The following is a 23,173-nucleotide window of genomic DNA, read 5'->3' as shown; positions in this document are numbered from 1 at the left end:
GTTGTACGGCGTCGAGAACGACGTGTTGGCACCCGGCAATAAGGTTCAACAATGACGGCAAACGCATTCCAACTTGAGGCCATCCAGGCCACCGAGGGGCCTGTACTCATCATAGCGGGTCCGGGCTCGGGCAAGACGTTCACGCTGGTTGAGCGTATCGTGAACCTCGTGACGAATCACGGCGCTGCTCCCGAGAACCTGTTTGTTGTCACGTTCACGGATAAGGCTGCCCGCGAGCTGACCACCCGCGTCTCGAATCGGCTCAACGAACTCGAAATCCCGTTCAACCTGAACGAGATGTACCTCGGGACGTTCCACTCGATCTGTTTGCGGCTCCTGGAGGACTACCGGGAGTTCACCCGCTTGCGCCGAAGTTTCACGCTGATGGACCAGTTCGATCAACAGTTCTTCCTGTACAAAAACCTCACAGATTTTCGTGCCATCGAAGACAGCGATCTGGTCTTGGGCGATGAGCACACCAGCCGTTGGGGACAGTCCGAGCTGTTGCTGAAGCGCCTCAACACCGTGGCCGAAGAAGCGTTGGACGTCGGCGGGTTGGTGGGAGCCGATGATGCGGCAGTCGCGGCGCTCGGTAGGTGTTTCGAGCTGTATCAGCGACTGCTGCTCGAAAACAACGCGTTGGACTTCTCCGGTATTCAGTTGGAAGCGCTGCGTCTGCTCGAACAACAGCCCGACGTGCTGCTGGCGCTGCAGAAGCAACTGACGTACTTGATGGTTGATGAGTACCAGGACACCAACACGATTCAGGAAAGGATCTTGAAGCTGTTGATGGGCGAACGGCGCAACCTATGCGTCGTCGGCGACGACGATCAGGGCCTGTATCGGTTTCGCGGGGCCACAATCCGCAACATCCTCGAGTTTCCGGAGCAGTTCCCGCCGGGGGCATGCAAGCGCATCACGCTGACGACCAACTACCGGTCCCATCCCGGCATCATCAGCTTCTACAATGGATGGATGGCCGACCAGATCTGGACCGACGGCACACGGACGTTTCGATACGACAAGGTCGTTGAACCACAAGATGCGACGTTTCCAGCGGTGCCGACGGTGGTTAGGGTTGGCGCCCAGGATGGGCTCTCCTGGCACGAAGAGGTATTGGCGTTCCTCCATCGACTTCGAGACAGCGGCCAGCTCACCGATTGGAATCAGGTCGCCTTCCTGTTTCGTTCGGTGAAAAACGACAAGGTGGTGGCGCTGGCGTCCTACCTCGAAAATAAGGGCATCCCTGTTTACTCGCCCCGATCGAACATGTTCTTCGACCGGGAAGAGGTGCGCTTGATGATCGGCGCATTGATCTTCCTGTTCCCGCAGTTCTCGGCCGCGCGGAAGTGGAATGCAGATGCTCATCTGGCCATCTGGGACTTCTACGACCAGCGATGTTTCGCCCCGTTCGCCGACGAGCTGCGGAAGCCCGAGAATGCGCGGTTGCTGAGTTGGGCCCGCCCTTTGGCCAAGCGTCACCACACCTTGACGCAGAACACCGACTATTCGTTTTCGGGGCTCTTTTACCAGTTGCTCCAGTTCCCGCTCTTCTCGCGTTACTTGGACGAGAGCGCGTTGAGCGGGGTTGACAAGGGTCGCGCCGCCCACAACCTTGCCACCCTGTCGAAGCTGCTGGCAAAGTTCGAGTACCTGCACTATGTGAACGTTCTGAACGTCGAATTCCTCGACAAGAACCTCCGAGACCTCTTCAATCAGTTTTTCCGGTTTCTAGAAGAGGGCGGGATCAACGAGTACGAGGACGATGCCGAATACGCACCAAGTGGATGCGTTTCGTTCCTCACGATCCACCAATCGAAAGGGCTTGAGTTTCCGGTTGTGGTCTGCGGATCCCTTGAGGCTGTTCCCCGAAAGCAGCACACAGACTTGGATGAGGTGCTCCAGCACAACTATTTTTCAAAGCCGCCGTTCGAGCCACTTAGCCACACCAAGTTTTTCGACTTCCGACGGCTGTTTTACACCGCGTTTTCCCGGGCGCAAAATCTTCTTGTGTTGGCAACCGTGGAGCGCGAGGGACGAGGCCGCTCGCCGTCGAAATACTTCGACGCGCACTACAATGCGCTCCCACGCTGGCGTGACACGGCCTTTCAGCCCGAAGCGATGACGTTCGAGAACGTCAAAGAGATCAATCTCAAACGGCAATACTCGTTCACGTCGCACATCACGCTGTTCGAAAACTGCGCCGAGCAATACCGGTTTTTTAAGGAACTCGAATTCAACCCGATTCGCGCCGGAGCTCAGTTGTTCGGTACGTTGGTCCATCAGACGATTGAGGACATCCATAAGGCAGCGCTCCGGGGTGAGGAGCACCTGATAGAGCCAGAGCAGATCGAACGATGGATGAGCACGAACTACGCCTACTTGTCCAAGCGCGAGCGCCAGTACCTGGCGCCCCAGACCTTGAAGGCGGTGCTGCGCCACGTGTTGCACTATTACGAGCGTGAGAACGGACATTGGGATCGCCTCAAGGAGGCGGAGGTGGACATTTCGCTGGTGAAGGACGACTACATCCTGATGGGTAGTGTGGACCTGATCCGTGGTGAGCAAGACACGGTTGAAATCATCGACTTCAAGTCCGAAAAGAAGCCGGACATGGAGAAGGATCGAGAGCGCTTGCGACAGTACCAGCGACAGCTTGAGGTGTATGCGCACCTGGTCGAGAAGCGGACGGGACAGACCGTCAGTCGAATGCACTTGTACTACACGGGCGAAGAAGGTGGCAATCCCTATGTAACCTTTCCGAAAAACGAGCGCACGATCGGCAAAACCATCGCCGGATTCGACGGCGTCGTTGCTCGTATAGAGGCCAAGGATTACACAATGCAGGCTCGGCCGGCCAAGCTTTGCGCAAACTGCGACATGCGGCCGTACTGCGATACAAAAAACTGGAAGTTCGAAGCGAAAAAATCATGAATACTCAGAAAGACCTTGATCTAATCAAATCCGAGGCTCCGAGCGACGTCGGTGCCTATGTATTCCAGCCTATCAAAGGCTATCCCATGTTGAACTGGCGCGGCAAGCGTCCGTTCACGTCCACACAGTACTACCCTGCGCAGTTGAAGGAGCAATACGGGACGGAGGTCGACGGCTGGCTCAATAAGATCTTCTGGGGTGACAATCTGCAGGTGATGAGCCACTTACTGAAGAAGTATCGGGGCAAGGTAGAGCTGGTGTACATTGACCCGCCATTCGACTCCAAGGCTGACTATAAGAAGAACGTGAAGTTGCGCGGGAAGGAGGCCACGAACGACCAATCGTCGTTTGAGGAAAAGCAGTATTCGGACATCTGGAATAATGACGAGTACCTCCAGTTTATGTACGAGCGTCTCGTCATTATTCGTGAGTTGATGTCGGACGACGCATCCATCTATCTCCACGTTGGCCCTAACATCAGTCATTACGTGAAGGTGATTATGGATGAGGTCTTTGGCGAGGAGAACTACGTCAACGAAATCATTTGGAGGCGCTCGTTCGGTCACAGCGACTCTGGCAAGTGCGGGATCATCCACGATGCAATCCTTTTGTACGGCAAGACGAAATCGCGCATTTGGAACAAGGTTTTTCATGCGCCCGACAACGAATACTTGGAAACGTTTTTTGATTGCTATGACGAGGAGCGTAAGGAGCGCTATCAACGTTTGAGTCTGTCAGCCGGAGGCCTAAGCGGGGGCGGATATGTGTACGAGTTCAAAGGGGTACGGGCAAATTGGCGTTGCCCGCGCGAAACATTAGAAGAGCATGATCGAGAAGGACGTTTGCATTGGCCCCAAAAGGCGGGAGGTGTTCCTCGTCTGAAAAAATACGAGAGCGACTACGAAGGTATGCCGCTCCAAGATATATGGACGGACATAAGCAAGATACACAATCAGTCACCCGAACTTTTAGGCTATCCGACCCAGAAGCCGGAGGCGTTGATTGATCGCATCATCCGGACGTCCAGCAACCCCGGGGGACTGGTGTTCGATTGTTTCATGGGGTCCGGGACCACCCAGGCCGTTGCGATGAAGCTAGGACGACGGTTCATCGGCGCGGACATAAATCTGGGAGCGATCCAGACGACCGCGAAGCGGCTGAACGGCGTCGCCGATGGCCTACGTCAACAGCCTCTTGAGGCCGGTGGCACCCTCTATACTGGATTCGAGATCTACAACGTCAACCACTACGACCTGTTCCGCAATCCGGTTCAAGCCAAAGAGCTGTTGATCGAGGCGCTGGAGATTCAGCGCCTTGAAATGAGTTCGGTTTACGATGGGGAGAAAGATGGCCGCATGGTGAAGATCATGCCGATCAATCGTATTGCTACGCGGGCTGACTTGGGAGAGCTGATTAACGGCTTTGACTATAAGGCTTTTGAACGGCGCCACGCCGACAAGCCAAACCAACCGGTCGAAAAAATTCTGCTCGTTTGCATGGGCCATGAGCCGGATCTCGAAGCCTGTTTGCAAAAAGAAGTTCCGTTTAAGCTGGACATCAACATCGTGGACATTCTTCGCGACAAGTCGAACCTCGAGTTCAAGCGCGACGCGGAAGCAAAGCTGTCCATCGTCGATGGCGAACTGAAGATCGAGCGATTCTATCCGATGAACCTCTTGCAGAAGCTTTCAATGGCCAAAGAAACGGTCGAAGATTGGCGCGAACTCGTCGAAACCGTACTGATTGATTGGAACTACGATGGAGCGGTCTTGCAGCCGTCGGAGATCGACAGCCCTGGGAGGTCAGAGCTGGTGCGCGGTCTTTACAGGGTTCCGGCGGACGCTGGGACGATCCGTGTCAAGGTAACTGACCTCCTTTCGGAATCGTGGGAAGGGGAAATCAATGGCTAAAACGGTCGCTCGTCGGTCCTCAACTGAAGCGAGCCTCGACTTTGGTTTCTTCCAATATTTGTGGCATTTTTTCCGGGACAACCGGGGGACCATTCGGTCGTACTACAAGGACCTGAGCAAGAAGTACCTTGACTACAATAATCCGGAGCACAACCCTAAAGCGTTCCTGCGCCAGCCGCAATACGACGCCTTGGAAATTTATGTCTTCCTGAAAGAGTTCATGGACAACGCACGCGTGGAGGAAATCTTCCGGCAGTGGTTCGAGAGGTCCGGGCGATTTGCCGCGCGAGGAGAGGGCGGCATTGTCGGTAACGCTCGTCAGGGTGACATCTTCGACAAAATGACGCAGGAACAGTACGGCCACGTTTTTTCGTTGATGCGAAGAAACGCGCGTACGTATCCGAACTACATCTTTGCGTTGACCATGGGGACAGGAAAGACGATCCTGATGGCCACCTGCATTTTTTACGAGTTCTTGCTGGCCAACAAGTTTCCCAAGGACAGGCGCTACTGCCACAACGCGCTGGTGTTTGCGCCAGACAAGACCGTGCTGCAATCGTTGCGTGAGATCGAGAGCTTCGACAAATCGTCGGTGATTCCCCAGGAGTATGCGGACCTTTTCGAAACCCGCCTGAAGTTTCACTATCTTGAAGAAGCGGGGACGTCGCTGAACACCCTGGACGGGTCGATGTTCAACATCGTGGTGTCGAACACCCAGAAGATTATCTTGAAGCGCAACCGCGCCGAGAAGAAGGCCGCGGATCTTCTGTTTGCACCATCACCGCCAGTCTTCGCATCGGGATCCGTCTACGACGCGGCGGCGGATCTGTACGCGTTCGATCAGCCCGAGGAAGATGCTGAACTAACCCTGAACCAGCGCTTCGAAAAGCTTTGCCGACTGCGGCAGTTGGGAATCTACGTTGACGAGGCCCACCACGCTTTCGGGAAGACCTTGGCGAAGGACATGGGCATTGGTGCGAAGCCGGAGGACACCAGCCTGCGGACTACGATCGACATGCTGGCAGGCAGCCTTGAGCGGGCGGGCACGCACGTCGTCGCTTGCTACAACTACACGGGTACACCGTACGTTGGCCGCGACGTGTTGCCGGAGGTGGTGTATGCGTACGGGCTGCGTGAAGCCATCGACAAGGGTTACCTAAAGAAGGTGAAGCTGCACGGCTACAGCAACACGAGAAATGACGAGTTCGTGAATTTTGCCGTCAAGGATTTTCTCGAGCAGACGGCGGGGCTCCGCCCGGAAGGCATGGCGCCCAAGCTGGCGTTCTTCGCCGCAACGGTCGAGGAGCTGACCGAAGAGCTGAAACCCGCCGTTGAGGCGGCGGTGATTAAGCATGGCATCGACACGTCGTCGATCCTGGTCAACGTTGGTGATAGCAAACTCACAAGCAACGATGACATTCGGGAGTTCAACCGGCTCGACACCCCGGAGTCCGAGAAGCGTTTCATCTTGCTGGTCAATAAGGGCCGCGAAGGTTGGAACTGCCGCTCGCTGTTCGGGGTAGGCCTGTACCGTGAACCTAAATCGAAGATCTTCGTGTTGCAGGCGTCGATGCGTTGCTTGCGCGCTATCGGCGGCGGACAGCATACCGGACAGGTCTACCTGGCCGAGCAGAACCTGGCGATTCTGAACGATGAGTTGCAGGCCAACTTCCGCATTTCTACGGAGGAGGTTCAGCAGATCGCTGCGGATAAAGTGACGTTGCAGGTGCACGTTATGAAAACCGAGAAAATCAAACTCAAGCGCGTGCGCCGAAGTTTCGACATTCGCGAGAAGGTTTTGACGCCCGGGGCAGTTTTAGGCTTGTCGCAAGACGACAAGCAGGCCTGGTTGGAACTGACCAAGGACTACCATATCATCGAGACGACGCAGGAAGGCTTCGATCCGACGAGCGCGGCAAGCTCCCGCGATACGCGCACGACCGACTTGAGTGATCAAAGGCAAAAGGTGACGTTCAGCGCGTTGAGCCTTGTAGCCGAGGTAGCACGATACCTGAATCGCAGCCCGATCGAGATTGAGGCCATTCTCGAACAGACGCATGAGGGCCTGCCGGCGGTGCTCCGTGCCGTCAATACGTTCAACGAGCTTTTGTACGATGTTGTGATCCCACGGCTTTTCTCGGAGCTGTATGACCTGGACGAGCGGGTTGAGACGGAAGAGCATGAGGTCGAACTGATCAAGCTGCCGCCGCCGGAACGGGCTTACTACGAGGTCAGCGCGGACAAGTACAAGATCGCGCGCATGTCGGATGCGACGGCCGAGGAACAGGCGAAGAGTTTCCACCTGGATGCATACGCGTTCGATTCGAACCCCGAACAAACCCTGTTCTGGGACCTGTTGCGAGAGAAGAGGGTTACCAAGCTTTACTTCACCGGGATGTTGACGCACGGGCAGTCGGAGTTCTATTTCCAGTACATCGACCCCGAGTCACACACTGTCCGCAGCTATTACCCGGACTTCCTCTTCCAGAGGGACGACGGTTCCTATGTGATTGTCGAGGTGAAGGGCGACAACATGATCGATGATCCGATCGTCCGAGCGAAGAAGGATTTTGCACATCAAGTCGCCGTGGCCAGCGGCATGACGTACGAAGTGATCAAGGGGTCGTTGGCACAAGCCCGAGAATATCGCTACTTGATATAAGGCGTTGGCCGCGCCTGCGTACAGACGCACTCAACCGGTCGATTGGCCTACCAAGCCAATCGACCCTGCCATGCCATTGGCCGACTGCGTGTGGAGCTTGGGGTCCCCTATAACTGTGAGGCTTATGATAGAAATTCGCGCTCAGCTTGGTTCACTCCCGAGTTTGCCCGAGCCTTCTAATACGCAACCTTGAAGGTCGGCGAATCTTCCGGCCGGCTTTTTCGTCGATCGTAGATCCGCGTGGTCGCGATGTTCGCGTGGCCAAGCCATTCCTGCACCTTGGCGATGTCTGCCTCGTGGTCGAGCGCGTTGGTCGCGGCCGTAGCCCGCAGACTATGCACACCGAAACCTTCGACGCTGATCTTCGCCTGCGCGGCGTAGGCGAGCACGCACTTGTACACGCCGTCGGCCGTGATCGCGGAGCCGGTGGACCGGAGCGGCTGGAACAGCGCCGCGCCCGGTGTCGCCTTTTGACCGGTCGCCTCGAGGTAGGCGTGAATCCGTTCCGCTGCGGCCGGATGCAGTGGCAGATGCCGGGTCTTGCCGCCCTTGCCGTGAATCCGTAAATGGGACACGCCGCGCCGGTCATGAATATCCCGCACCTTCAGCAGACAGAGTTCTTCGCGGCGCAACCCGTGATACAGCAGCACCGCGAGCAGCGCCCGGTCGCGCTTGCCCTTCAATGTCGCCGGGTCGGGCGCATCGAGCAGTGCACGGGCCTGATGGTCACCGAGTGCGGGTGTCCTGCCCTCGTTACTGTCGGCCTTGGGACGCTTCGCGCCCCTGACCGGATTGAAGTCGACGGCGTTCTTTTCACACAGGTACTCGAACAGCGACGACAGCGCGGCGAGCTTGCGCCGGATCGTCGCGCCCGACAGCGCACGGTCCTCGAGAACCTTGCGCCACGCGAGCACATGCGCGCGGGTGACGATGCGGAACTCGTCCGCCTGCTGGATTCCGGCAAAACCCATGAAGTCCTGCAGGTCGGTCTGGTACGCGCGACGGGTCCGTGGGTTGTCGAGATTGGCAAACCACTCGGCTTCGGCCGGAACAGCCGCGAGCTGATGGAATTCGGCAGCCGTCAGCGGCCGGTCCAGCCGTTCGACGATCGCACGGCCGGTATCGGGGCGTGGCGGCATGAGAGACCTTCCTTGGTAGTCCCGACTCACAGGATGCGCAGGTTGCGGATCCTGCCGATCCTGGGTGACCGCTCGCGGATCAGTTCGGCGATGAATTCGGGCAGCAGCGCCCGCGGGATATTGGCCGGCACGTCGCTGACTGTCTGGCCTGGCACCTGGACGATGAAGTCGTCCGGCGCGCTCGCCAGGCTGTGCTCATAACTCACGCGGTAGTCCACTTTGCTTCCTTGTCTGCGTCGGCGATTATTGGCTCTTCCGACGACGCAGAGCGGTTGCGATACCCGGCTGACTGCCACCAGGCCCGGCGAGTCGCCTTGCCGCGTCACACCGCCTTTCGGCCGCGTCATCGACCTCGGGCCGGGGGAAGTCTGCCGGTGTCAGGACCGGTTTGACGAGGGCTTCCTGCAGGCGCGCGATCATCACGTTACCGTCCGCCTCGCCATCCGCGACCAGCCACGCGATACCCCTAGGGTGTTCGGTGCATCATTGTCGTCGGATGAATGTCTGGCCATGGTTCTGCGTTTGAATCGGATATGTAACATTACTATTGATAACGTATTTTATCAATAGTAATGCCGTCGAATAAAGCGCGGTGGACCGGTTCCGGAGAACCCACCCGTCCGCGCCCATGAAAGTCACTTTTTCTTCGGCTTGCTCGAGGTTGCGCCCTTGCGCTGGGAGAGGTCTGAAGCGGCGACCTCTTTCTCCTTCCTGGTCGATTTCGGATCACGCAGGATCTTGCCCGCGTCCGATGCTGGTTTCTTGCCTGTTGCCATGGTCACCTCTCGTTGTGGTCGAACCCCTCAATTCAGGGCAATTTAATCGTATGAACAACAAGAGGGAATTTCAAGGCAAGGGACATTCGAGCGTTGCTTCGCCGGATGGTTACCATAGCCCCGCAACAATTTGGCTTCGTGAATCTTTCTTGCTCCCATCTCGATTGACACCTACCCTTCCTGTAAGATTCGCTGATTAGCGGAGACGCAGATATCCTATGACTCGCCCTGAACCAGCCACATTCGGCAGCTACATTGCCGACGCCCGCAAGAAGCTCCAGATCAGCCAGAAGGAGTTGGCCTCGCGCATCCTGCGCGAAGAAGACGACGCGCCCATTTCTCCTCAATACCTTAACGACATCGAACGCGATCGTCGTAATCCGACTTCGGATCACCTGATCCTACAGTTTGCCAAGGCCCTCAAGATCGACGCCGACTATCTCCATTACCTGGCAGGCAAGCTTCCCGACGAGATACGCCAGAAGAATTTATCAGAGGATGCAGTGAGAGCCGCCTTCACTGCATTCCGCAGACCACCAACGAAATGACGCCATGGTGACTTTTGTTCGCGATCACACAGGCCGCTTTCAGCAGCGGCCACACTTCAAACCAGAAGAGCTGGATCGAGAATGCGAGTCCATCATTACTGGGTTCCTCAAGCAGCTCCACGGCGACGTCCGCTACCCGATCGATACAGAGGACCTTAAGAACCTGATCGAACGCGATGCCGAAGATCTGGACGTTTACGCGGACCTTTCCGTCTATGGCGCCGACGTCGAGGGCGTGACCGAGTTTCACCCGGGAAGCAAGCCTGCAGTAAAGATAGCCTCGATCCTTACCGAGGACGCACGCCGTGAAAACCGGCTTCGAACGACGCTGACGCACGAGTACGGGCATGTCCACTTCCACAGCTACCTCTGGGAGATAGAGCAGCCACCGGACCTGCTTCGCCAACAGCCGAACCGCGACAAGATTATCTGTAAGCGTGATGCGATGATCGATGCCGTGCAGACTGACTGGATGGAGTGGCAAGCCGGCTATGTATGCGGCGCGATTCTGATGCCCAAGAGTGCTGTGCTCGCCTTATGTCGCTCCTTTGCTGAAACGCACGGCCTCTACGGGGCCGTTTCGCTGCAGACTTCGCACGGCGCGGCGCTCATTGCGAGCGTCATGAACACATTCCAGGTGTCAGATGAAGCGGCTCGCGTGCGCCTCCTCAAGCTTGGGCTTGTGACGCAGGCCGCTGCGACGCGATCTCTCTTCGAATAAACAGCGCGGAACATAGCAACCGCTTGCACCGATTGCGCGTTGGTGATACGCTAATCAGCATATCGGCGGATTAGCGTTTAGTGACGTTGTGAACGCCTCGCCAAGATAAGCAGGGAAGGCGCCGTGAAATAGCGCTCTTGCGAACAATCACTGTCTTGAAGAGGTATGTATGAACGAGATGTCACTGGACGTTTTTCTCCATGGTAGCGGCCGCCCGCAGGTGGTGAACACACGGCTCGGCGAAACACTCAGGGAACTGCTGGTCCGATGCGACGCACTCCCGGGCGAAGGTCAGTTTGTCTTCATTGGTGAGGTCGACGAGGCGATTCGCCTGCCGGACGCCGACGCCGATACCCATGAACCGGTCGACCTTGAATTGACGATCGAGCAGTTGGAGCTTCACAAGCATAAGCACGTGCATACGCAGTCGGTGCATCGTGTAGAAGTGACGGTGTTCTTCAATGGCCATCACAAGCGCCGGTTTTCTCCTGCGACGACTATCGCAACGGTGACAACCTGGGCGAAGAAGCGCTTCAATATTGACCCGAGTGCGGGCGCCGACTTCGTGCTCGCGTTGCGGCCGACCGGCCAGCATCCTCGTCCGAACGAATATTTGGGCGAACTCCTAGAACCGGGTTGCCACGCGTTGGAGTTTGATCTGGTCAAAGAAGTAACCCCACAAGGCTGATCGCAATGACGAAGTCGACAGCTCAGCGTCTTCTGGAGGAAGACTTGCAACGCGCAGAATTCGGGATTGGCGTTGCCAAAGGGCAGTGGTCGCTCATTCGGGAGCTGTCGGAGCCGCACTGGCCCTTCGTCTACACGTCGGTTCAGGCCGCACCGCGCCCGGGAGGGCCTGAACGCCTGACGGTCCGCTGGGACGTCGACGGCTACGGCAGCCAGTCTCCGACTGGGGCCTTCTGGGATGACGTTGGCAACGACTTCCTGGCAATCGACCGATGGCCGAAAGGCCGCCCAAACTCTCCTGTTGAAAGTGTATTCAAGGTCTCCGGCTGGGCGGCTCCCGGGAAGGGGTTCTATCACCCCTACGACAGGCAGGCGAGGCTCAATCACCACGAGTGGCCAACACAGAATCCGCAGTATGTATGGACGCCCCAGCATACGCTGACGGATTTCCTTACCCTGGTGCACCGTTGGCTGAATTGCGAGGATTATCTTGGCTGCTGAACGTACCATCCGGATCCCACTATTGACCTGGCGCCGGCTGGTCACCGAGCTGCACAAGCGGGGTGGAAAGCGCCGGCAGGAGAGCGGCGCTTTCCTGCTCGGCAAAACGACGGTGCCCGATGGCCGAGTTGAGGCTTTTGTCTGCTACGACGATCTCGACCCCACCGCACTTTCGAAAGGCATCGTTATGTTCCATGCGAAAGGTTTTTCGGCGCTCTGGGATCTTTGCGAGAAGAAAGAGCTGCAAGTTCTAGCCGACGTACATACCCATCCGACGGTCGACGTTCGCCAGAGCAGTATCGACCAGGACCACCCCATGCTTCCCGTGGCGGGGCACGTTGCGCTCATCCTGCCTCGCTATGGATACGCATCGAAGTGGTCAATGGCAGGTGTAGGAATTCACGTTTTTCAAGGATATGGACGCTGGAAGTCATTTCCCCACGACCATCCTGACACCCCGATCAAGCTCTGCACATGGTGACGCCCGATGAACCAACCGATCTCTAGTGACCTGCTGTCGCGTATCGACAAGCTATTCATGGACCAGAACGCCACTGATCTGGAGGAGTCCCGTCGCCGACGAGCGCAGCGAGGCCTCGATGTGCTCGTCGGCGATGACGTCAAGGCGTCATATGGCTTGCAGCTGGCTCTGCTCACTGCGGTGAACTTAGGCGTCAAGTGTTTCGCCGGCGCAACTGTGGCGCACGCGTCGGCAGACATGTGGCTGGCTCCGTGCCTGGTTCCGGTGGCCCGCTCGGGAACGCTAGGTGGCGCGATCATCGAGCTTGGCGGCAGCCTGGTCGCCCGGAACGGAGCTGCGCCGCGTGGCCGTCATCTTCTGCTTGGTAACGCGGTCGCCGGAGAAGGCTCGCTCAGGCTGACCTACGACGGCTGGCGGATTTCGGTTGGGCCCGCGAACGAGGTGTCTCGGATGGCGGAACGTTCCTACTGTCCGCTTGCCGGCATTGCGGCCGCCGCCATTGCGGTGGGTGAGTTGTTCGCCGAATTTGCAGGCATCAACATTACGGCCACGCGGCGGGTTGTTGCGATGTCGCTCTGGCGACCGGACCTGCCGTTTGAACACCCGGACGGGGTTGGCATGCAGGTCGCTGAATTGCCGCTCTCTCTGGCCGTCTTTGGGCTCGGGCATCTGGGGCAAGCCTATTTGTGGGGCTTGGCAGCATTGCCGTACGCGTCGCCCGAAAGGGTGATGGTTCTGCTCTGCGATGACGATGAGGTAGAGACGGTGAACGTCGAGACGGGCGCCTTGTTGACGGCTGCGGCGGTGCAACGGCTCAAGACGCGCGTGGCCGCGGAATGGCTTGAAGGGAGAGGGTTCGTGACCAGGCTGCTTGAGCGTCGCGTCGACATGCACTTCAGGCGCACCGATTGTGAACCGATCATTGCTCTGTGCGGTTTTGACGATAATCAGCCGCGGCAGTGGCTCGCAAATGCTGGTTTCCAGGCGATCTTTGATAGCGGATTGGGCGGTGAGGCATTCAATTTTGACACTATCGCTTTTCACGCTTGGCCGAATCCACGGATAGCCTCGGAGGTGTGGCCCCTGGAGTCCGCGGCGGAGTTCGCTCGGCGCGAGGCGCGTAAGAGACAACGGGCCGATAGCAACGCGGCATATCAGGCCCTTGGCGCCGACGAGTGCGGTCGCTTACTGCTCGCTGGCAAATCGGTCGCGGTGCCTTTCGTCGGAGCTATGGCAGCGTGCATCGTACTGGCCGAAATGCTCAAGACCGTCAACGGTGGCCCGACATTCAGCGACCTGAAGCTTCGGCTCTGCGCGTTCGGCAACAGTCCTTTGGACGGGCGGCTGGCGAGCGAGGTGGCGACGCCGATGCGGGGCTTGGCAACGCAAGCCGCCAAGTAACTTTTGTAGGGCCTGCCTATCAAACTATGGCGGCGCAGTGGATCGTCGGTGAATCTTGCAGGGGCCTTCTAACACGCAACTTTGAAGGTCGGTGAGCCATCGTCAACAGCGCCGTTTAGCAAGGCCTGCCCCGGATGCGGATGCCGGGGAGGGATACGCGCCGCGTTCTCAAGAACGGACTTTCCACTGATCACTGCCTGAGCGATGAATTGCTCTAAACCTGCTCTTTGGGCTCATACCACTCGCCGTGACATCTTGTGTACCTGACTTGCTTCGCGGGCAACGTTACAGTGACTATTCCCGGTCGCTTCAGTTTGGGATTTCTCAGGAACATCAAATAGCCGCGGCCTCGGCACATATCCTCACCGCTCTCGGCAACGAAATGCGCTAGACAGTTGACGCAGAACACACGATTTGTTGTCGCCATTAGTTCACCCGTGTTTGAGTAGGTGGGTTGAATCTGTCAACTGCTAGTTGTGCAAATGTATTGCGTCAACATGCCCTTCTGCGTGGACAGGCGGTGACGCCAGGCCGGCAGCAAGTAATGCGCTCCGATGTCGTCACCGGTCCGCCCCGCTCAGGCCGCCATCCGATGCTCGTAGTAAGGACGATGGCGGTCATCGAGAATCGCGTACTGTGCCGCAAGATTGCGTGGATCGGGATTGAGCCACGCGTCGATATGCTCCGGCTTGATGGGAATGATGCAGCGATCGTGGCCGGCGGCGGCAACTTCAGGCGGCGGCTCATCAGTGATGGCCGCGAACGAGAGCAGATCAGGCTGGCCGGGGCTTTGCCAATGTGACCACAGGCAGGCGACGAGCATGTCCTGAGCGGGCCGCGGCTTGAACTCCAGGACCACGTTTTCCTCTGTTTCTCCTTCGGCGAGCTCGCGCTTTTCCAGGCGATGTCGTTTCACGTTTTCATAGAACGCATTCGCGACGATAAGGCCGTGCGAATACCCAAAAACTCCCTTCCAGAAGCCTTCAAGGTTGTCAAATCTGGCATTGTAAAGTCCGGGGTATTTCTTGTCGTAGAACGCAGGCTTGCCAGCCGGGCGACAGAGGTACCGCATCGGCCTGATGACGCGCTTGCCGTCTTCCATGACCATCACCGGAGCATAGTTGCCGGGGAAAATTCGCGAATCGCGGTCTTTCAGTTCGGTGCGACGGAGATCGTCGAGCCCGCGCAGCGCCGACTCGATCTTGCTGGTTGCGATCCGTTTGCTTTCGGTGGCCGCTTTCGTCGTTTTGCTTTGAAGGGTGCGTTCCGCGTCGGCGAGTCGCGCGCGCTGCTTGAACAGTTCCTGCTCCAGCTTCGGGGCCTGGTCGCGGGTGAACCGGTCGATGGCTTCCTTGATCCGCCGTTCATCGTCGGTGTGGGGAACCGAGAACGCGGCGTCCATCGCCTTCGGAATCTTGATGTTGCTGCCCTCGGCGCGTTCCCAGTACAGCTGCGCGAATTCCCGGATGCTCATGTGCGCGCCAAACATCCTGACGTACTTGCGGTAGTCCGCCTGGATCTGGGCTGAATAGCACATGGTGGCTCTCCTTGAAGGAAGGTGCGCGAATATGGTACGCCGGTTCTTAATGGAAGTTTCGTGTCGACGTGACGAGAGAGCCGAGCAGCGGGGATACGTCGACCAGCCGGTGCGCGACGAGGTGGCGTACTTCACCCTCACGCTGCCAGACGCCGTACACGGCAAGCAGTGACGAGCCGAGCGCTTCGCGTCGCTGCTTTTCGAGCAGGGACGGCCAGATGATGACGTTGACCTGCCCGGTCTCATCCTCCAGCGTGACAAACATCACACCCTTGGCCGTGCCCGGCCGCTGCCGGACCGTCACGATGCCGCAGGCACGCGCGAGCTGCCCGTTCCGGAATCCGGCCAGCGTCGACGCCGGCAGCAGGCGCTGGGCAAGCAGGCGAGGGCGCAGCAGTTCCAGCGGGTGCCGGCCGAGTGTCAGACCGAGGGTCCGGTAATCGCTGGCGATCTGCTGGCCTTCCGTCATCGGCGCGAGGACCGGCGTCGCGTCGTCATCAGTCGCGCCGCGCAGCAGATCCCGGTCCGGTACCGCAGCGACGGCCTGCCAGAGTGCCGCGCGCCGGTCGCCGGCGAGCGAGCGTAACGCGTCGGCCGCCGCGAGCGCCTGCAGGTCCTTGCGATCGAGTTGCGCGCGTCGTGCCAGATCGGAGACATCGGCAAAGCGCCGTACAGCCCGCGCGAGCTCGATGCGCGCGGCGGCTTCTTCTTTCAGGCCGCGTACCAGCGACATGCCGAGGCGGACGGGCGCGCGAGTCGATCTGCCCTCGACTGCCGAGTCCCAGTTGCTGAGCGTCACGTCGACGGGCAGTACCTTCACGCCGTGGCGCTTCGCATCCTGCACGAGCTGCGAGGGTGAATAGAAACCCATTGGCTGGCTGTTGAGCATCGCGATGAGGAACGCGACCGGTTCGTGGCACTTCAGCCATGCACTCGCATAGACCAGCAGTGCGAAGCTCGCCGCGTGACTCTCCGGAAAGCCATATTCGCCGAAGCCCTGGATCTGCGCAAAGATGGCCTCGGCAAACTCGCGGTCGTAACCGCGCTCGAGCATCCCGTTCACGATGCGGTCGTAGTAGGCTTCGAGTCCGCCCTTGCGACGCCATGCAGCCATCGCGCGACGCAACTGGTCGGCCTCGCCGGCGGTAAAACCGGCCGCGAGCATCGCGACCTGCATCACCTGCTCCTGGAAGATCGGCACGCCGAGCGTGCGCGAAAGCGCCTGCTCCATCTGCGGGCTCGGATAGGTGACGGGCTCCAGTCCCTGTCGCCGGCGCAGATAGGGATGCACCATGCCGCCCTGCACCGGGCCCGGGCGTACGATCGCCACTTCGATCACGAGATCGTAGAAGCAGCGCGGCTGCAGGCGGGGCAGCATGCTCATCTGCGCGCGCGATTCGATCTGGAATACGCCGACCGTATCGGCGCGACAGATCATCCCGTAGGTGTCGGGATCTTCGGCCGGAATGTCCTGCAGTTCGAACGGCTCGCCACGCTTTTCCGAAATGATGTCGAGCGCGCGGCGGATGGCCGACAGCATGCCGAGTGCGAGCACGTCAATCTTCAGCAGGCCGAGCGCCTCGATGTCGTCCTTGTCCCACTGGATGATGGAGCGGTCGGCCATCGCGGCGTTCTCGATCGGCACCAGCCTTGACAGCTTGCTGCGGCTGATCACGAAGCCGCCACTGTGCTGCGACAGGTGTCGAGGAAAACCCACCAGCAGTGCGGCGAACGTCGCCCACTGCTCGATCAGCGGCGACCCGGGATCGAGCCCAGCTTCGGCGAAGCGGTTCAGCAGATCGCTGCTCGAATCGAACCATTGATGGGCCTTCGTCACGCGGTCGACGATGGCCGGATCCAGGCCGAGTGCCTTGCCCGACTCGCGCAGCGCGCTGCGCGGGCGGTATGTTGTCACCGCAGCCGTCAGCGCGGCGCGATCGCGCCCGTACTTGCGATAGATGTACTGCACGACTTCCTCGCGGCGCTGGTGCTCGAAGTCCACATCGATGTCAGGCGGCTCACCCCGCTCTTTCGAGATGAACCGCTCGAACAGCATCGACGAGCGCGCGGGATCCACCTCGGTCACGCCAAGAGCAAAGCACACGGCCGAGTTGGCCGCCGAGCCGCGCCCCTGACACAGGATGCCTTCGCTGCGCGCGAACCGGACGATGTCGTAGACCGTGAGCACCGGTTAGTTGCTAGGGTATGGACATGACATGAAAGCGGTTCAGGGCAAGGATTTCAGGGCTTCCAATTTATGTCCATGCAAAAGGGCCTGTTCGTGGCGGAAGCAGCCTGAATTGTCCATGACTCTAGTGCGAACCCATATACGTTGATAGCGCCCTGTTGGAGGAACATACTATCCATTTTCCTTCTTGCTCTTACTGCTCCATATTGGAGTGACGTTTGATGACTCTCTCAGCGCTTGTAGACGCGCTATCTCCTCAGTCAAGTCGACGATCTTGGCGTCCGCCTCAAGCAGCAGCGAGGTGACGTGATCGCGCTGGCTCTTCAGTTCCTCGATCTTCTCCTTGAGCGACCGATTCTTTTTACGCTTGGCGACAATTGACTGTCGTGGCGACCGTGCGGCTGGGGGTTCGTGCTCCTGAATCCATTGCTGGATTTCCTTGATCAGGCTTGGGTAGCGGGTTTTTCGGAGCGCCGAGGGATCGCAGCCAGCTTCCTTCGCCACGTTGTTCTGGGACACGGGTGTCCCCAGCGGCAACCTTTCGGGCTTGCAGCGCTTGAGACGCTCGAAAGCCTCGCGGAATGCGATCTCAGCACGGCTCGTATTTGACCGATTATTACTTTGTAGCAAGGACATGTAGGGCGTTCTCTATGGCGCGTTGTTGGGCTTCCAGGGACTGCCGGTAGGGCGATCCCTCCGGGGCATCAGCGAGCCGTGAGTTAATCACACGGCCCAACTGGCGGATGGCGGGTTCCCGCTCCCGATCGAACAGTGCTTCTGCACATGGAGCCTGTCCATCGCCTCCTCCACATCGCGCCACGTTATCCACGCCGCCGTAGTCGCACGGACCGCGTTTCGTGCATCCGCCGAGTAGGGTTTCCCGCCAAGCCACCCGCCCTTGCTTAGCCGATGCCGCGAGCTTTTTACTGTCTTCGGGCGCAACGATTCCGAAGCTAAGGGCTTTGTGCTTCTCGCCGTACGGGCTGACGAAGCGGTCAGCAAACAGGCGGGAAATTTCCTTTCCTAGCACCTCGTACATCGTGCGAATGTATTCGGCTTTCACTGAGTCGTTGAGATGCAAGCGCGAGTAGCCCTGTCCGTAGTAAAGCGACATCGCGCGGGTGGCATGCTTTAGCTGGTACTGCACGGAGCCATCTGAAACCAGCCCGGAGGCCTGCATGTTGACCGCGCCAGTGCGACGCAGTTGGTGCCACGCCAATGGCCAGATCTTTCCTACGGCGAAGGTCTCACCATCAAGGCTCGGTGTGATCAGCCTGGCGATCTGAATGTCGGATTCAGTGATACGCAATGCCTCGACATCGAAGAGCTTGGGATAATCCTTGACGACTTCCTGATAATTTGGGTGACTAGGCCGCAGCGATAGCTCCTCATCGGCACGCATGGTATTTGCCCATGGCTCATAAGGTCGCACAACGAGATATGGGTTTCGAATGTCGTCGCGCGTAGTCGGCACATTGGGGTTCGCGTCTGCGGCGATCATGCGAAGTCGCGCCACACAGGTGAGGGACTGAACCGCAACTTGTGCCGAGGGCGATGTGATCCATCTGGCATCGTCGTCCTCAATCGTCTTGGTAGTGACGCCTCGTAGTAGATAAATAGCGCCAAATGTCATGTCTTGTTCCACTTCAAGACAGTCAGCACGCAGGGACCACCCCTCACGGATCCGCATCATCGAGAAATTGAGTAGGTAGGCGATGCCGACTCTCGCTGTCATCGAGAAATACACTGCAAGGATATTGACGCTGTGGCTGCTTAGGGACTGCCCTTGCATCAGACACCAACGTTCGAGCAGCACATCGATCCCGAAACGTTGGGCGGTCTTGGAGAAAGATCCCAAATACTTCGCACCGGAGCGTGCGCCCCCGTGATGTCGACGTTCGGAAAATGGAAGGAGTTTGGGATCGCGTCCCTGTCGGCATGCGTCGGCGAGTGAACCGTAGTTCTTGGCATAGGCATCCAGGCAAAAGCGATAGCAGTCTTCAAGCTGCTGTCGATGGGCAAGAAAATCATCGAGAAAGGCCCGTAGTCGATTGACTTGGTAAGTCCAGATACGCGGAGGGATGTATGGCGTCTGTCGACTCTCGGTCTCTGGCAGCGTCGCCTCCAGCCGCCTCAATCCTTCGAAATCTAGCAGAGTAAAACCAAGTCTCTCGCGTTGTTCGAACAGGCTGTGAAGCAGTGCCAGCGTCGATTCGGTTCTCGAGGGCAAAAGCACTGCGGGGAGCTTGTCCGCCACAGCAGGGAACCGCTCCAGCGCAGACGCAGAAATGCCCTCATTTGAGCAAAGGATAAATAGAGGGCGCAATAAATTAAACTGATTCAGTAGGGTTGTCGGATTCGTCACGGCTCGGGGACCCCACAGCCACCATCCCGCAATCTGCCGCAATAAGGCGGCGTTGGCAGGAGTAATACTTGGATCACCGATGCGCTGCGGTCCGTCACCAAAGTTGAGGGTTAGGGACTTCTTTGCCCACGGCGCGAGGTTCCATTTGGCATCCCCATATCGACTAATGATTGTCCTGTGCTTATCGATCGTCACCGGGAAGTCCAGCGGTGGCGGCCAAGTGGGCGGTTGAAAGTTGCCTGCCGATCGCGTCACTAGCGGTGAGTCAATGTTGAGGCTGAGGTCTGGCAAAGCAACATTCACTGACGGGCCTCCACAAGTTGGATGAACCCGTCCCATTTCGGGTGAAATTCACCTTCCTCGACGCGCGCTATCGCCTCGCTGACCCAAAGAGATCGATTCTCACTGCTTGCCTTAAAGCATTCAAGTTTGTCGGTAATGCGATCCAGGACTGCTATTACTGGATGTGGCACGCCAGATTTTCTTGGCGGACGGTACATGGCGAGCTCCAAGGATTTATAGTGGCGATAGCTCGCGAGGGACCATGCGTGGTCTTCGCTGTCGATGTCGCGCTGATGGATGCAGAACAGGCATCCTGCGGGGCTTATGCAATCGGGGCGTGGGGCTCCGGCCGAGGCATCCGGGATGAGTTGGGGACGACCCTCCGCGCACACGCCGGGACCGGGTGAGGCAATTGCCGGATCGATAGTGGAATGAAAGCGGCTGATTTCCACTATCGCGGCCTGATGATGTGGTCGGATATAGTCGCGCAGCAGCGTTTGCGTTGTGTGTTGATTCATCTCGGCCGTAAGCGCGGGATCGCGAGAGCGTCGCATCAACCAGTTGACGCGCGCGCTACGCAGAGACCGAGGCCCAACAAAAGGAATCTTCAGCAGAGCACATCTCACTCGTATTGCCGTTAGCGGCGGTGAGGCATCACGTGCGCGTTGTTGTCGCGATGACAGCGGAAACAGTAGGCCATTGCCGCCGTCCGGAAAGATTGCTCTGTGCCACGCCAGATACCGCTCGAATAATGTCCGGTACTCGCTGTAGATCTCGAACTCCACTTCACCTTGCCTGCGGTCCTTGTAGACTCGTCGAGCCAAGTAGCCATCGAGATGGCTCTGATACGAGAAGCGTCCGATGTCAAGTTTGTGAGCCTGCGACAGATTCATGCCAGTCTGCGCAATGAAAATCAGTAGCTCAGCTTCGATTCGTAGATTGACCAGGGGGCGTCGGGTCCGCAAGGAAGTATCCGATTCCCATTCGGCACGCCTATTGATTACTTTCTCCTTGCGTGATGGGGTTGTCGTCGGGGCGGCCAGTGTCTTCAGTTTATGGTCCGGCTGAAGCCCAGACCATTCTTCGATCTGCTTCCCACTCCGGAATCGGATCAAGACCGGCAGCTTGCCGCGAATCGAATCCACGGTGAGCGCATCGCTGATGTCGAGCAACGCATGACCAAATGCGAGGGTATCGGCCGAGTTTTGCTTGTCAGCCTTGGTGCTCAGTACTCTTCTCCTTGATGGAACAGAGCCGACGCGCGTCCTGCGAAGCAAGCCAATCTTGAAACCCAGCACCTCATCAAGCAGTCTTGCCAGGTGGCGTGAGAGGTTATACACGCCGACAGCCGACAGGTCGCCGACGACTCGTTGGCGGTGCGTCAGATGATTCGTCCACTCCAGGAAATCTGCCTCCACCGTGGCCAGCGTCGGTGAGCGATTCGATTCGTCCGCCCACGCATAAAAGCTCCGGATACATGCTATGGCTATTCGGGCTGTATATCGGCTGCCCCCGGCCGCGAGATTCCCCGCAAGCACGTCATGCAGTTTTGCAACCAGCGTTAAACGATCCAAAATCGGCGGCCCGAGAGCGCCTCCAGCGATCACTCGGAGAACCTTGCGTATGTCAGTCGAAGCTCCACCTCGATAGAGCAGGGGACGAAGGTCCCAGGCGGTCTCAGTTCCGCCGTACCTCACGGTGGGAAATGTTAGATCGGGGATGTGCTGATCAGTCATCTGCTGTGCCTTCGCGACGAGACAGCAATCCAAGAAACTCGCGAGTGAATGCGTTGGCTACATCCTCCTTGGCTGGAGCCTTCTCAACAAACCTGATGTATTTGAGTGAGGTTGCCTCATGCTTGTGCAGTAGGGCTTCCTTGACCATCGCGATTGCGTTGATGGCACCCCCAGCTCTGATGGCGATTCGAGCCAGTTCAGTTGCAAAGGTGCTGCGACTCTGGTGGAAGCGAAAACCGCGCATCGCGGCCAGCCCATTGGCTACGGCCAGTTTCTTGAACGCGTGCATTTCAACATTCATCGCGACGCACTTGTCTGAGCCCCGCTGCGCGTAGGGGTTACCGAATCGTGACAAGAAAACGAGATCCCTATGCTGGGGCATTGCCTTAGCCTCACGCTCCAGGCGACGAACGCTGTGGGCGTACTCTTCGAGCCGATTGAGATGCGTTCGCGTGATCCAGATCTGCCCGGTCACGCCGAATTTGGTTGCGACCGGTGGATCAGCGCCTGGACCAACTGCCAACCTGAAAAGCCCGGCGATCGACGGATCCGGCACTGCGTTGGAAAGAGTCCTCACTTTGAGGTCGGTAAGCGATCCGAGCCGCATGCCGGTGAAGAACCCAAGAGTCAGCATGAGGAAGAGCTCTTCCGATGCATTCTCACGCGCGAAGGCGAGCACAGCATCCCGATCTGCCGCGGTGATCGGAAGCAGGCCATCCTCCAGGCGCTCACCGACCGCTGCACGGTTGGGAATACTTAGATCGGTTGTGTTGACGGCTATGGTGCGCTCGAATCCTATTGGATTCACAAGGCGAATGCCGACGATGCGTTCCTGCCAGGTTGGCAAGGTTGAAGAAAGCAACCCTCTGGCCTTGAGCCATCGATAGAAGCTGACAACCACGCGCATCCGCTGTGAAGCGGTGGATGGAGCCAGTTCTCCGTTGGCCCGGGCTTCGATCAGAGCACCGCGATACCGAACAAGGCAGCGGTCCGCCTTGCGAGGCGGAAAATCCCACCATTCTGTTTCTGTTTCTTCGAGCCACTTCGCATAGGCATACAACGACGTTGCGCTTGTCTGCACGGTCCGGATATCGACGTCTGCGCTAGCCGCTCGCTCCAACGCCCATAAGTTTGCTTCTCGCCATGGCATGCCATTCCCCCAAAATATCTGGGGCAAGGCGTCAATTGCTTTGCCTCGAGTAATTGGCGTCCATTCCACGTGACTGTTTAGTACTGTTGATCGATGTGGAACGAAGCGAATGGACTCAAGTCTTGCCATGACCTTTTCTTCAATTGTCGCGCTTG

At 58.2% G+C, this 23,173-nt stretch carries 17 protein-coding genes and 1 pseudogene; 9 read left to right on the top strand and 9 right to left on the bottom strand.

What is annotated here, in order from left to right; all coding sequences use genetic code 11:
* The first annotated feature begins 51 nt into the window (after window positions 1-51).
* The 3 genes from P3T23_RS32025 to P3T23_RS32015 are packed head-to-tail and all read left to right on the top strand — an operon-like array spanning window position 52 to window position 7,506.
* On the top strand, window positions 52-2,934 hold the full coding sequence (locus tag P3T23_RS32025) for an ATP-dependent helicase (RefSeq protein ID WP_429320088.1): 2,883 nt from the start codon (window positions 52-54) through the stop codon (window positions 2,932-2,934).
* On the top strand, window positions 2,931-4,844 hold the full coding sequence (locus P3T23_RS32020; RefSeq protein WP_429320087.1) for a site-specific DNA-methyltransferase: 1,914 nt from the start codon (window positions 2,931-2,933) through the stop codon (window positions 4,842-4,844). Before P3T23_RS32025 ends, P3T23_RS32020 begins: the two co-directional genes overlap by 4 nt.
* Entirely contained in the window at window positions 4,837-7,506 is a 2,670-nt protein-coding gene (locus P3T23_RS32015) for a DEAD/DEAH box helicase family protein (protein WP_429320086.1), read from the top strand. Before P3T23_RS32020 ends, P3T23_RS32015 begins: the two co-directional genes overlap by 8 nt.
* Window positions 7,507-7,682: 176 nt before the next feature.
* On the opposite strand, the gene P3T23_RS32010 is transcribed toward P3T23_RS32015, so the two are convergent.
* The 3 genes from P3T23_RS32010 to P3T23_RS32000 all read right to left on the bottom strand — a co-directional run bounded on the left by P3T23_RS32010 (window position 7,683) and on the right by P3T23_RS32000 (window position 9,421).
* A complete protein-coding gene (locus P3T23_RS32010; RefSeq protein WP_429320085.1) occupies window positions 7,683-8,645 on the bottom strand; it encodes a tyrosine-type recombinase/integrase in 963 nt (320 codons plus the stop codon).
* 26 nt (window positions 8,646-8,671) lie between these two features.
* On the bottom strand, window positions 8,672-8,863 hold the full coding sequence (locus P3T23_RS32005; RefSeq protein ID WP_429320084.1) for a hypothetical protein: 192 nt from the start codon (window positions 8,861-8,863) through the stop codon (window positions 8,672-8,674).
* 417 nt (window positions 8,864-9,280) lie between these two features.
* Window positions 9,281-9,421: a hypothetical protein gene (locus tag P3T23_RS32000; protein WP_167470554.1), complete on the bottom strand. Its 141-nt coding sequence runs from the start codon at window positions 9,419-9,421 to the stop codon at window positions 9,281-9,283.
* Window positions 9,422-9,639: 218 nt separating this feature from the next.
* Between P3T23_RS32000 and P3T23_RS31995 the strand changes: the two genes are divergently transcribed.
* The 6 genes from P3T23_RS31995 to P3T23_RS31970 all read left to right on the top strand — a co-directional run bounded on the left by P3T23_RS31995 (window position 9,640) and on the right by P3T23_RS31970 (window position 13,760).
* Window positions 9,640-9,969 (top strand): helix-turn-helix domain-containing protein, encoded by a 330-nt coding sequence (locus tag P3T23_RS31995; protein ID WP_429320083.1) that lies wholly within the window; start codon window positions 9,640-9,642, stop codon window positions 9,967-9,969.
* Window positions 9,970-9,973: 4 nt separating this feature from the next.
* Entirely contained in the window at window positions 9,974-10,690 is a 717-nt protein-coding gene (locus P3T23_RS31990; RefSeq protein ID WP_429320082.1) for an ImmA/IrrE family metallo-endopeptidase, read from the top strand.
* Window positions 10,691-10,859: 169 nt separating this feature from the next.
* On the top strand, window positions 10,860-11,378 hold the full coding sequence (locus tag P3T23_RS31985; RefSeq protein WP_429320081.1) for a hypothetical protein: 519 nt from the start codon (window positions 10,860-10,862) through the stop codon (window positions 11,376-11,378).
* 5 nt (window positions 11,379-11,383) lie between these two features.
* Window positions 11,384-11,878 (top strand): DUF7665 family protein, encoded by a 495-nt coding sequence (locus P3T23_RS31980; RefSeq protein WP_429320080.1) that lies wholly within the window; start codon window positions 11,384-11,386, stop codon window positions 11,876-11,878.
* Entirely contained in the window at window positions 11,868-12,359 is a 492-nt protein-coding gene (locus P3T23_RS31975; protein WP_429320079.1) for a hypothetical protein, read from the top strand. Before P3T23_RS31980 ends, P3T23_RS31975 begins: the two co-directional genes overlap by 11 nt.
* A gap of 6 nt (window positions 12,360-12,365) precedes the next feature.
* Window positions 12,366-13,760 carry a hypothetical protein gene (locus P3T23_RS31970; RefSeq protein WP_429320078.1) on the top strand — a complete coding sequence of 465 codons (1,395 nt, stop codon included), beginning with the start codon at window positions 12,366-12,368 and terminating at the stop codon, window positions 13,758-13,760.
* A 577-nt stretch (window positions 13,761-14,337) separates the two neighbouring features.
* On the opposite strand, the gene P3T23_RS31965 is transcribed toward P3T23_RS31970, so the two are convergent.
* From P3T23_RS31965 to P3T23_RS31940, 6 genes and pseudogenes are all read right to left on the bottom strand, one after another.
* The gene (locus tag P3T23_RS31965; protein ID WP_429320077.1) at window positions 14,338-15,297 is read right to left on the bottom strand and encodes an SOS response-associated peptidase family protein; all 960 of its coding nucleotides are present in this window, start codon (window positions 15,295-15,297) and stop codon (window positions 14,338-14,340) included.
* Between the two features lie 46 nt (window positions 15,298-15,343).
* A pseudogene (locus P3T23_RS31960) lies at window positions 15,344-17,482 on the bottom strand (error-prone DNA polymerase); the annotation flags it as partial.
* 174 nt (window positions 17,483-17,656) lie between these two features.
* On the bottom strand, window positions 17,657-18,121 hold the full coding sequence (locus P3T23_RS31955; protein WP_429320076.1) for a hypothetical protein: 465 nt from the start codon (window positions 18,119-18,121) through the stop codon (window positions 17,657-17,659).
* Entirely contained in the window at window positions 18,102-20,153 is a 2,052-nt protein-coding gene (locus P3T23_RS31950; protein WP_429320075.1) for a hypothetical protein, read from the bottom strand. The genes P3T23_RS31955 and P3T23_RS31950 overlap by 20 nt, the downstream gene beginning before the upstream one ends.
* Window positions 20,150-21,868, bottom strand: a complete 1,719-nt coding sequence (locus tag P3T23_RS31945) for a site-specific integrase (protein ID WP_429320074.1) — start codon at window positions 21,866-21,868, stop codon at window positions 20,150-20,152. Before P3T23_RS31945 ends, P3T23_RS31950 begins: the two co-directional genes overlap by 4 nt.
* Window positions 21,861-22,949 (bottom strand): site-specific integrase, encoded by a 1,089-nt coding sequence (locus tag P3T23_RS31940; protein ID WP_429320073.1) that lies wholly within the window; start codon window positions 22,947-22,949, stop codon window positions 21,861-21,863. Before P3T23_RS31940 ends, P3T23_RS31945 begins: the two co-directional genes overlap by 8 nt.
* Between the last annotated feature and the right edge of the window lie 224 nt (window positions 22,950-23,173).

Origin of the sequence: Paraburkholderia sp. GAS448, from assembly GCF_050435685.1 — a bacterium.
In the GTDB taxonomy this organism is placed as follows: domain Bacteria; phylum Pseudomonadota; class Gammaproteobacteria; order Burkholderiales; family Burkholderiaceae; genus Paraburkholderia.
The sequence above is the reverse complement of the archived record's forward strand: the minus strand, read 5'-3'. Positions and strand labels throughout refer to the sequence as shown.

What these genes read in the sequence shown, in the direction of transcription:
- P3T23_RS31985 (WP_429320081.1), top strand. Translation starts at nt 10,860, where the DNA reads ATGAACGAGATGTCACTGGACGTTTTTCTCCATGGTAGCGGCCGCCCG.
- P3T23_RS31965 (WP_429320077.1), bottom strand. Translation starts at nt 15,297, where the DNA reads ATGTGCTATTCAGCCCAGATCCAGGCGGACTACCGCAAGTACGTCAGG.
- P3T23_RS31955 (WP_429320076.1), bottom strand. Translation starts at nt 18,121, where the DNA reads ATGTCCTTGCTACAAAGTAATAATCGGTCAAATACGAGCCGTGCTGAG.
- P3T23_RS31970 (WP_429320078.1), top strand. Translation starts at nt 12,366, where the DNA reads ATGAACCAACCGATCTCTAGTGACCTGCTGTCGCGTATCGACAAGCTA.
- P3T23_RS32025 (WP_429320088.1), top strand. Translation starts at nt 52, where the DNA reads ATGACGGCAAACGCATTCCAACTTGAGGCCATCCAGGCCACCGAGGGG.
- P3T23_RS31990 (WP_429320082.1), top strand. Translation starts at nt 9,974, where the DNA reads ATGGTGACTTTTGTTCGCGATCACACAGGCCGCTTTCAGCAGCGGCCA.
- P3T23_RS32000 (WP_167470554.1), bottom strand. Translation starts at nt 9,421, where the DNA reads ATGGCAACAGGCAAGAAACCAGCATCGGACGCGGGCAAGATCCTGCGT.
- P3T23_RS31995 (WP_429320083.1), top strand. Translation starts at nt 9,640, where the DNA reads ATGACTCGCCCTGAACCAGCCACATTCGGCAGCTACATTGCCGACGCC.
- P3T23_RS32020 (WP_429320087.1), top strand. Translation starts at nt 2,931, where the DNA reads ATGAATACTCAGAAAGACCTTGATCTAATCAAATCCGAGGCTCCGAGC.
- P3T23_RS31945 (WP_429320074.1), bottom strand. Translation starts at nt 21,868, where the DNA reads ATGACTGATCAGCACATCCCCGATCTAACATTTCCCACCGTGAGGTAC.
- P3T23_RS32010 (WP_429320085.1), bottom strand. Translation starts at nt 8,645, where the DNA reads ATGCCGCCACGCCCCGATACCGGCCGTGCGATCGTCGAACGGCTGGAC.
- P3T23_RS31980 (WP_429320080.1), top strand. Translation starts at nt 11,384, where the DNA reads ATGACGAAGTCGACAGCTCAGCGTCTTCTGGAGGAAGACTTGCAACGC.
- P3T23_RS32015 (WP_429320086.1), top strand. Translation starts at nt 4,837, where the DNA reads ATGGCTAAAACGGTCGCTCGTCGGTCCTCAACTGAAGCGAGCCTCGAC.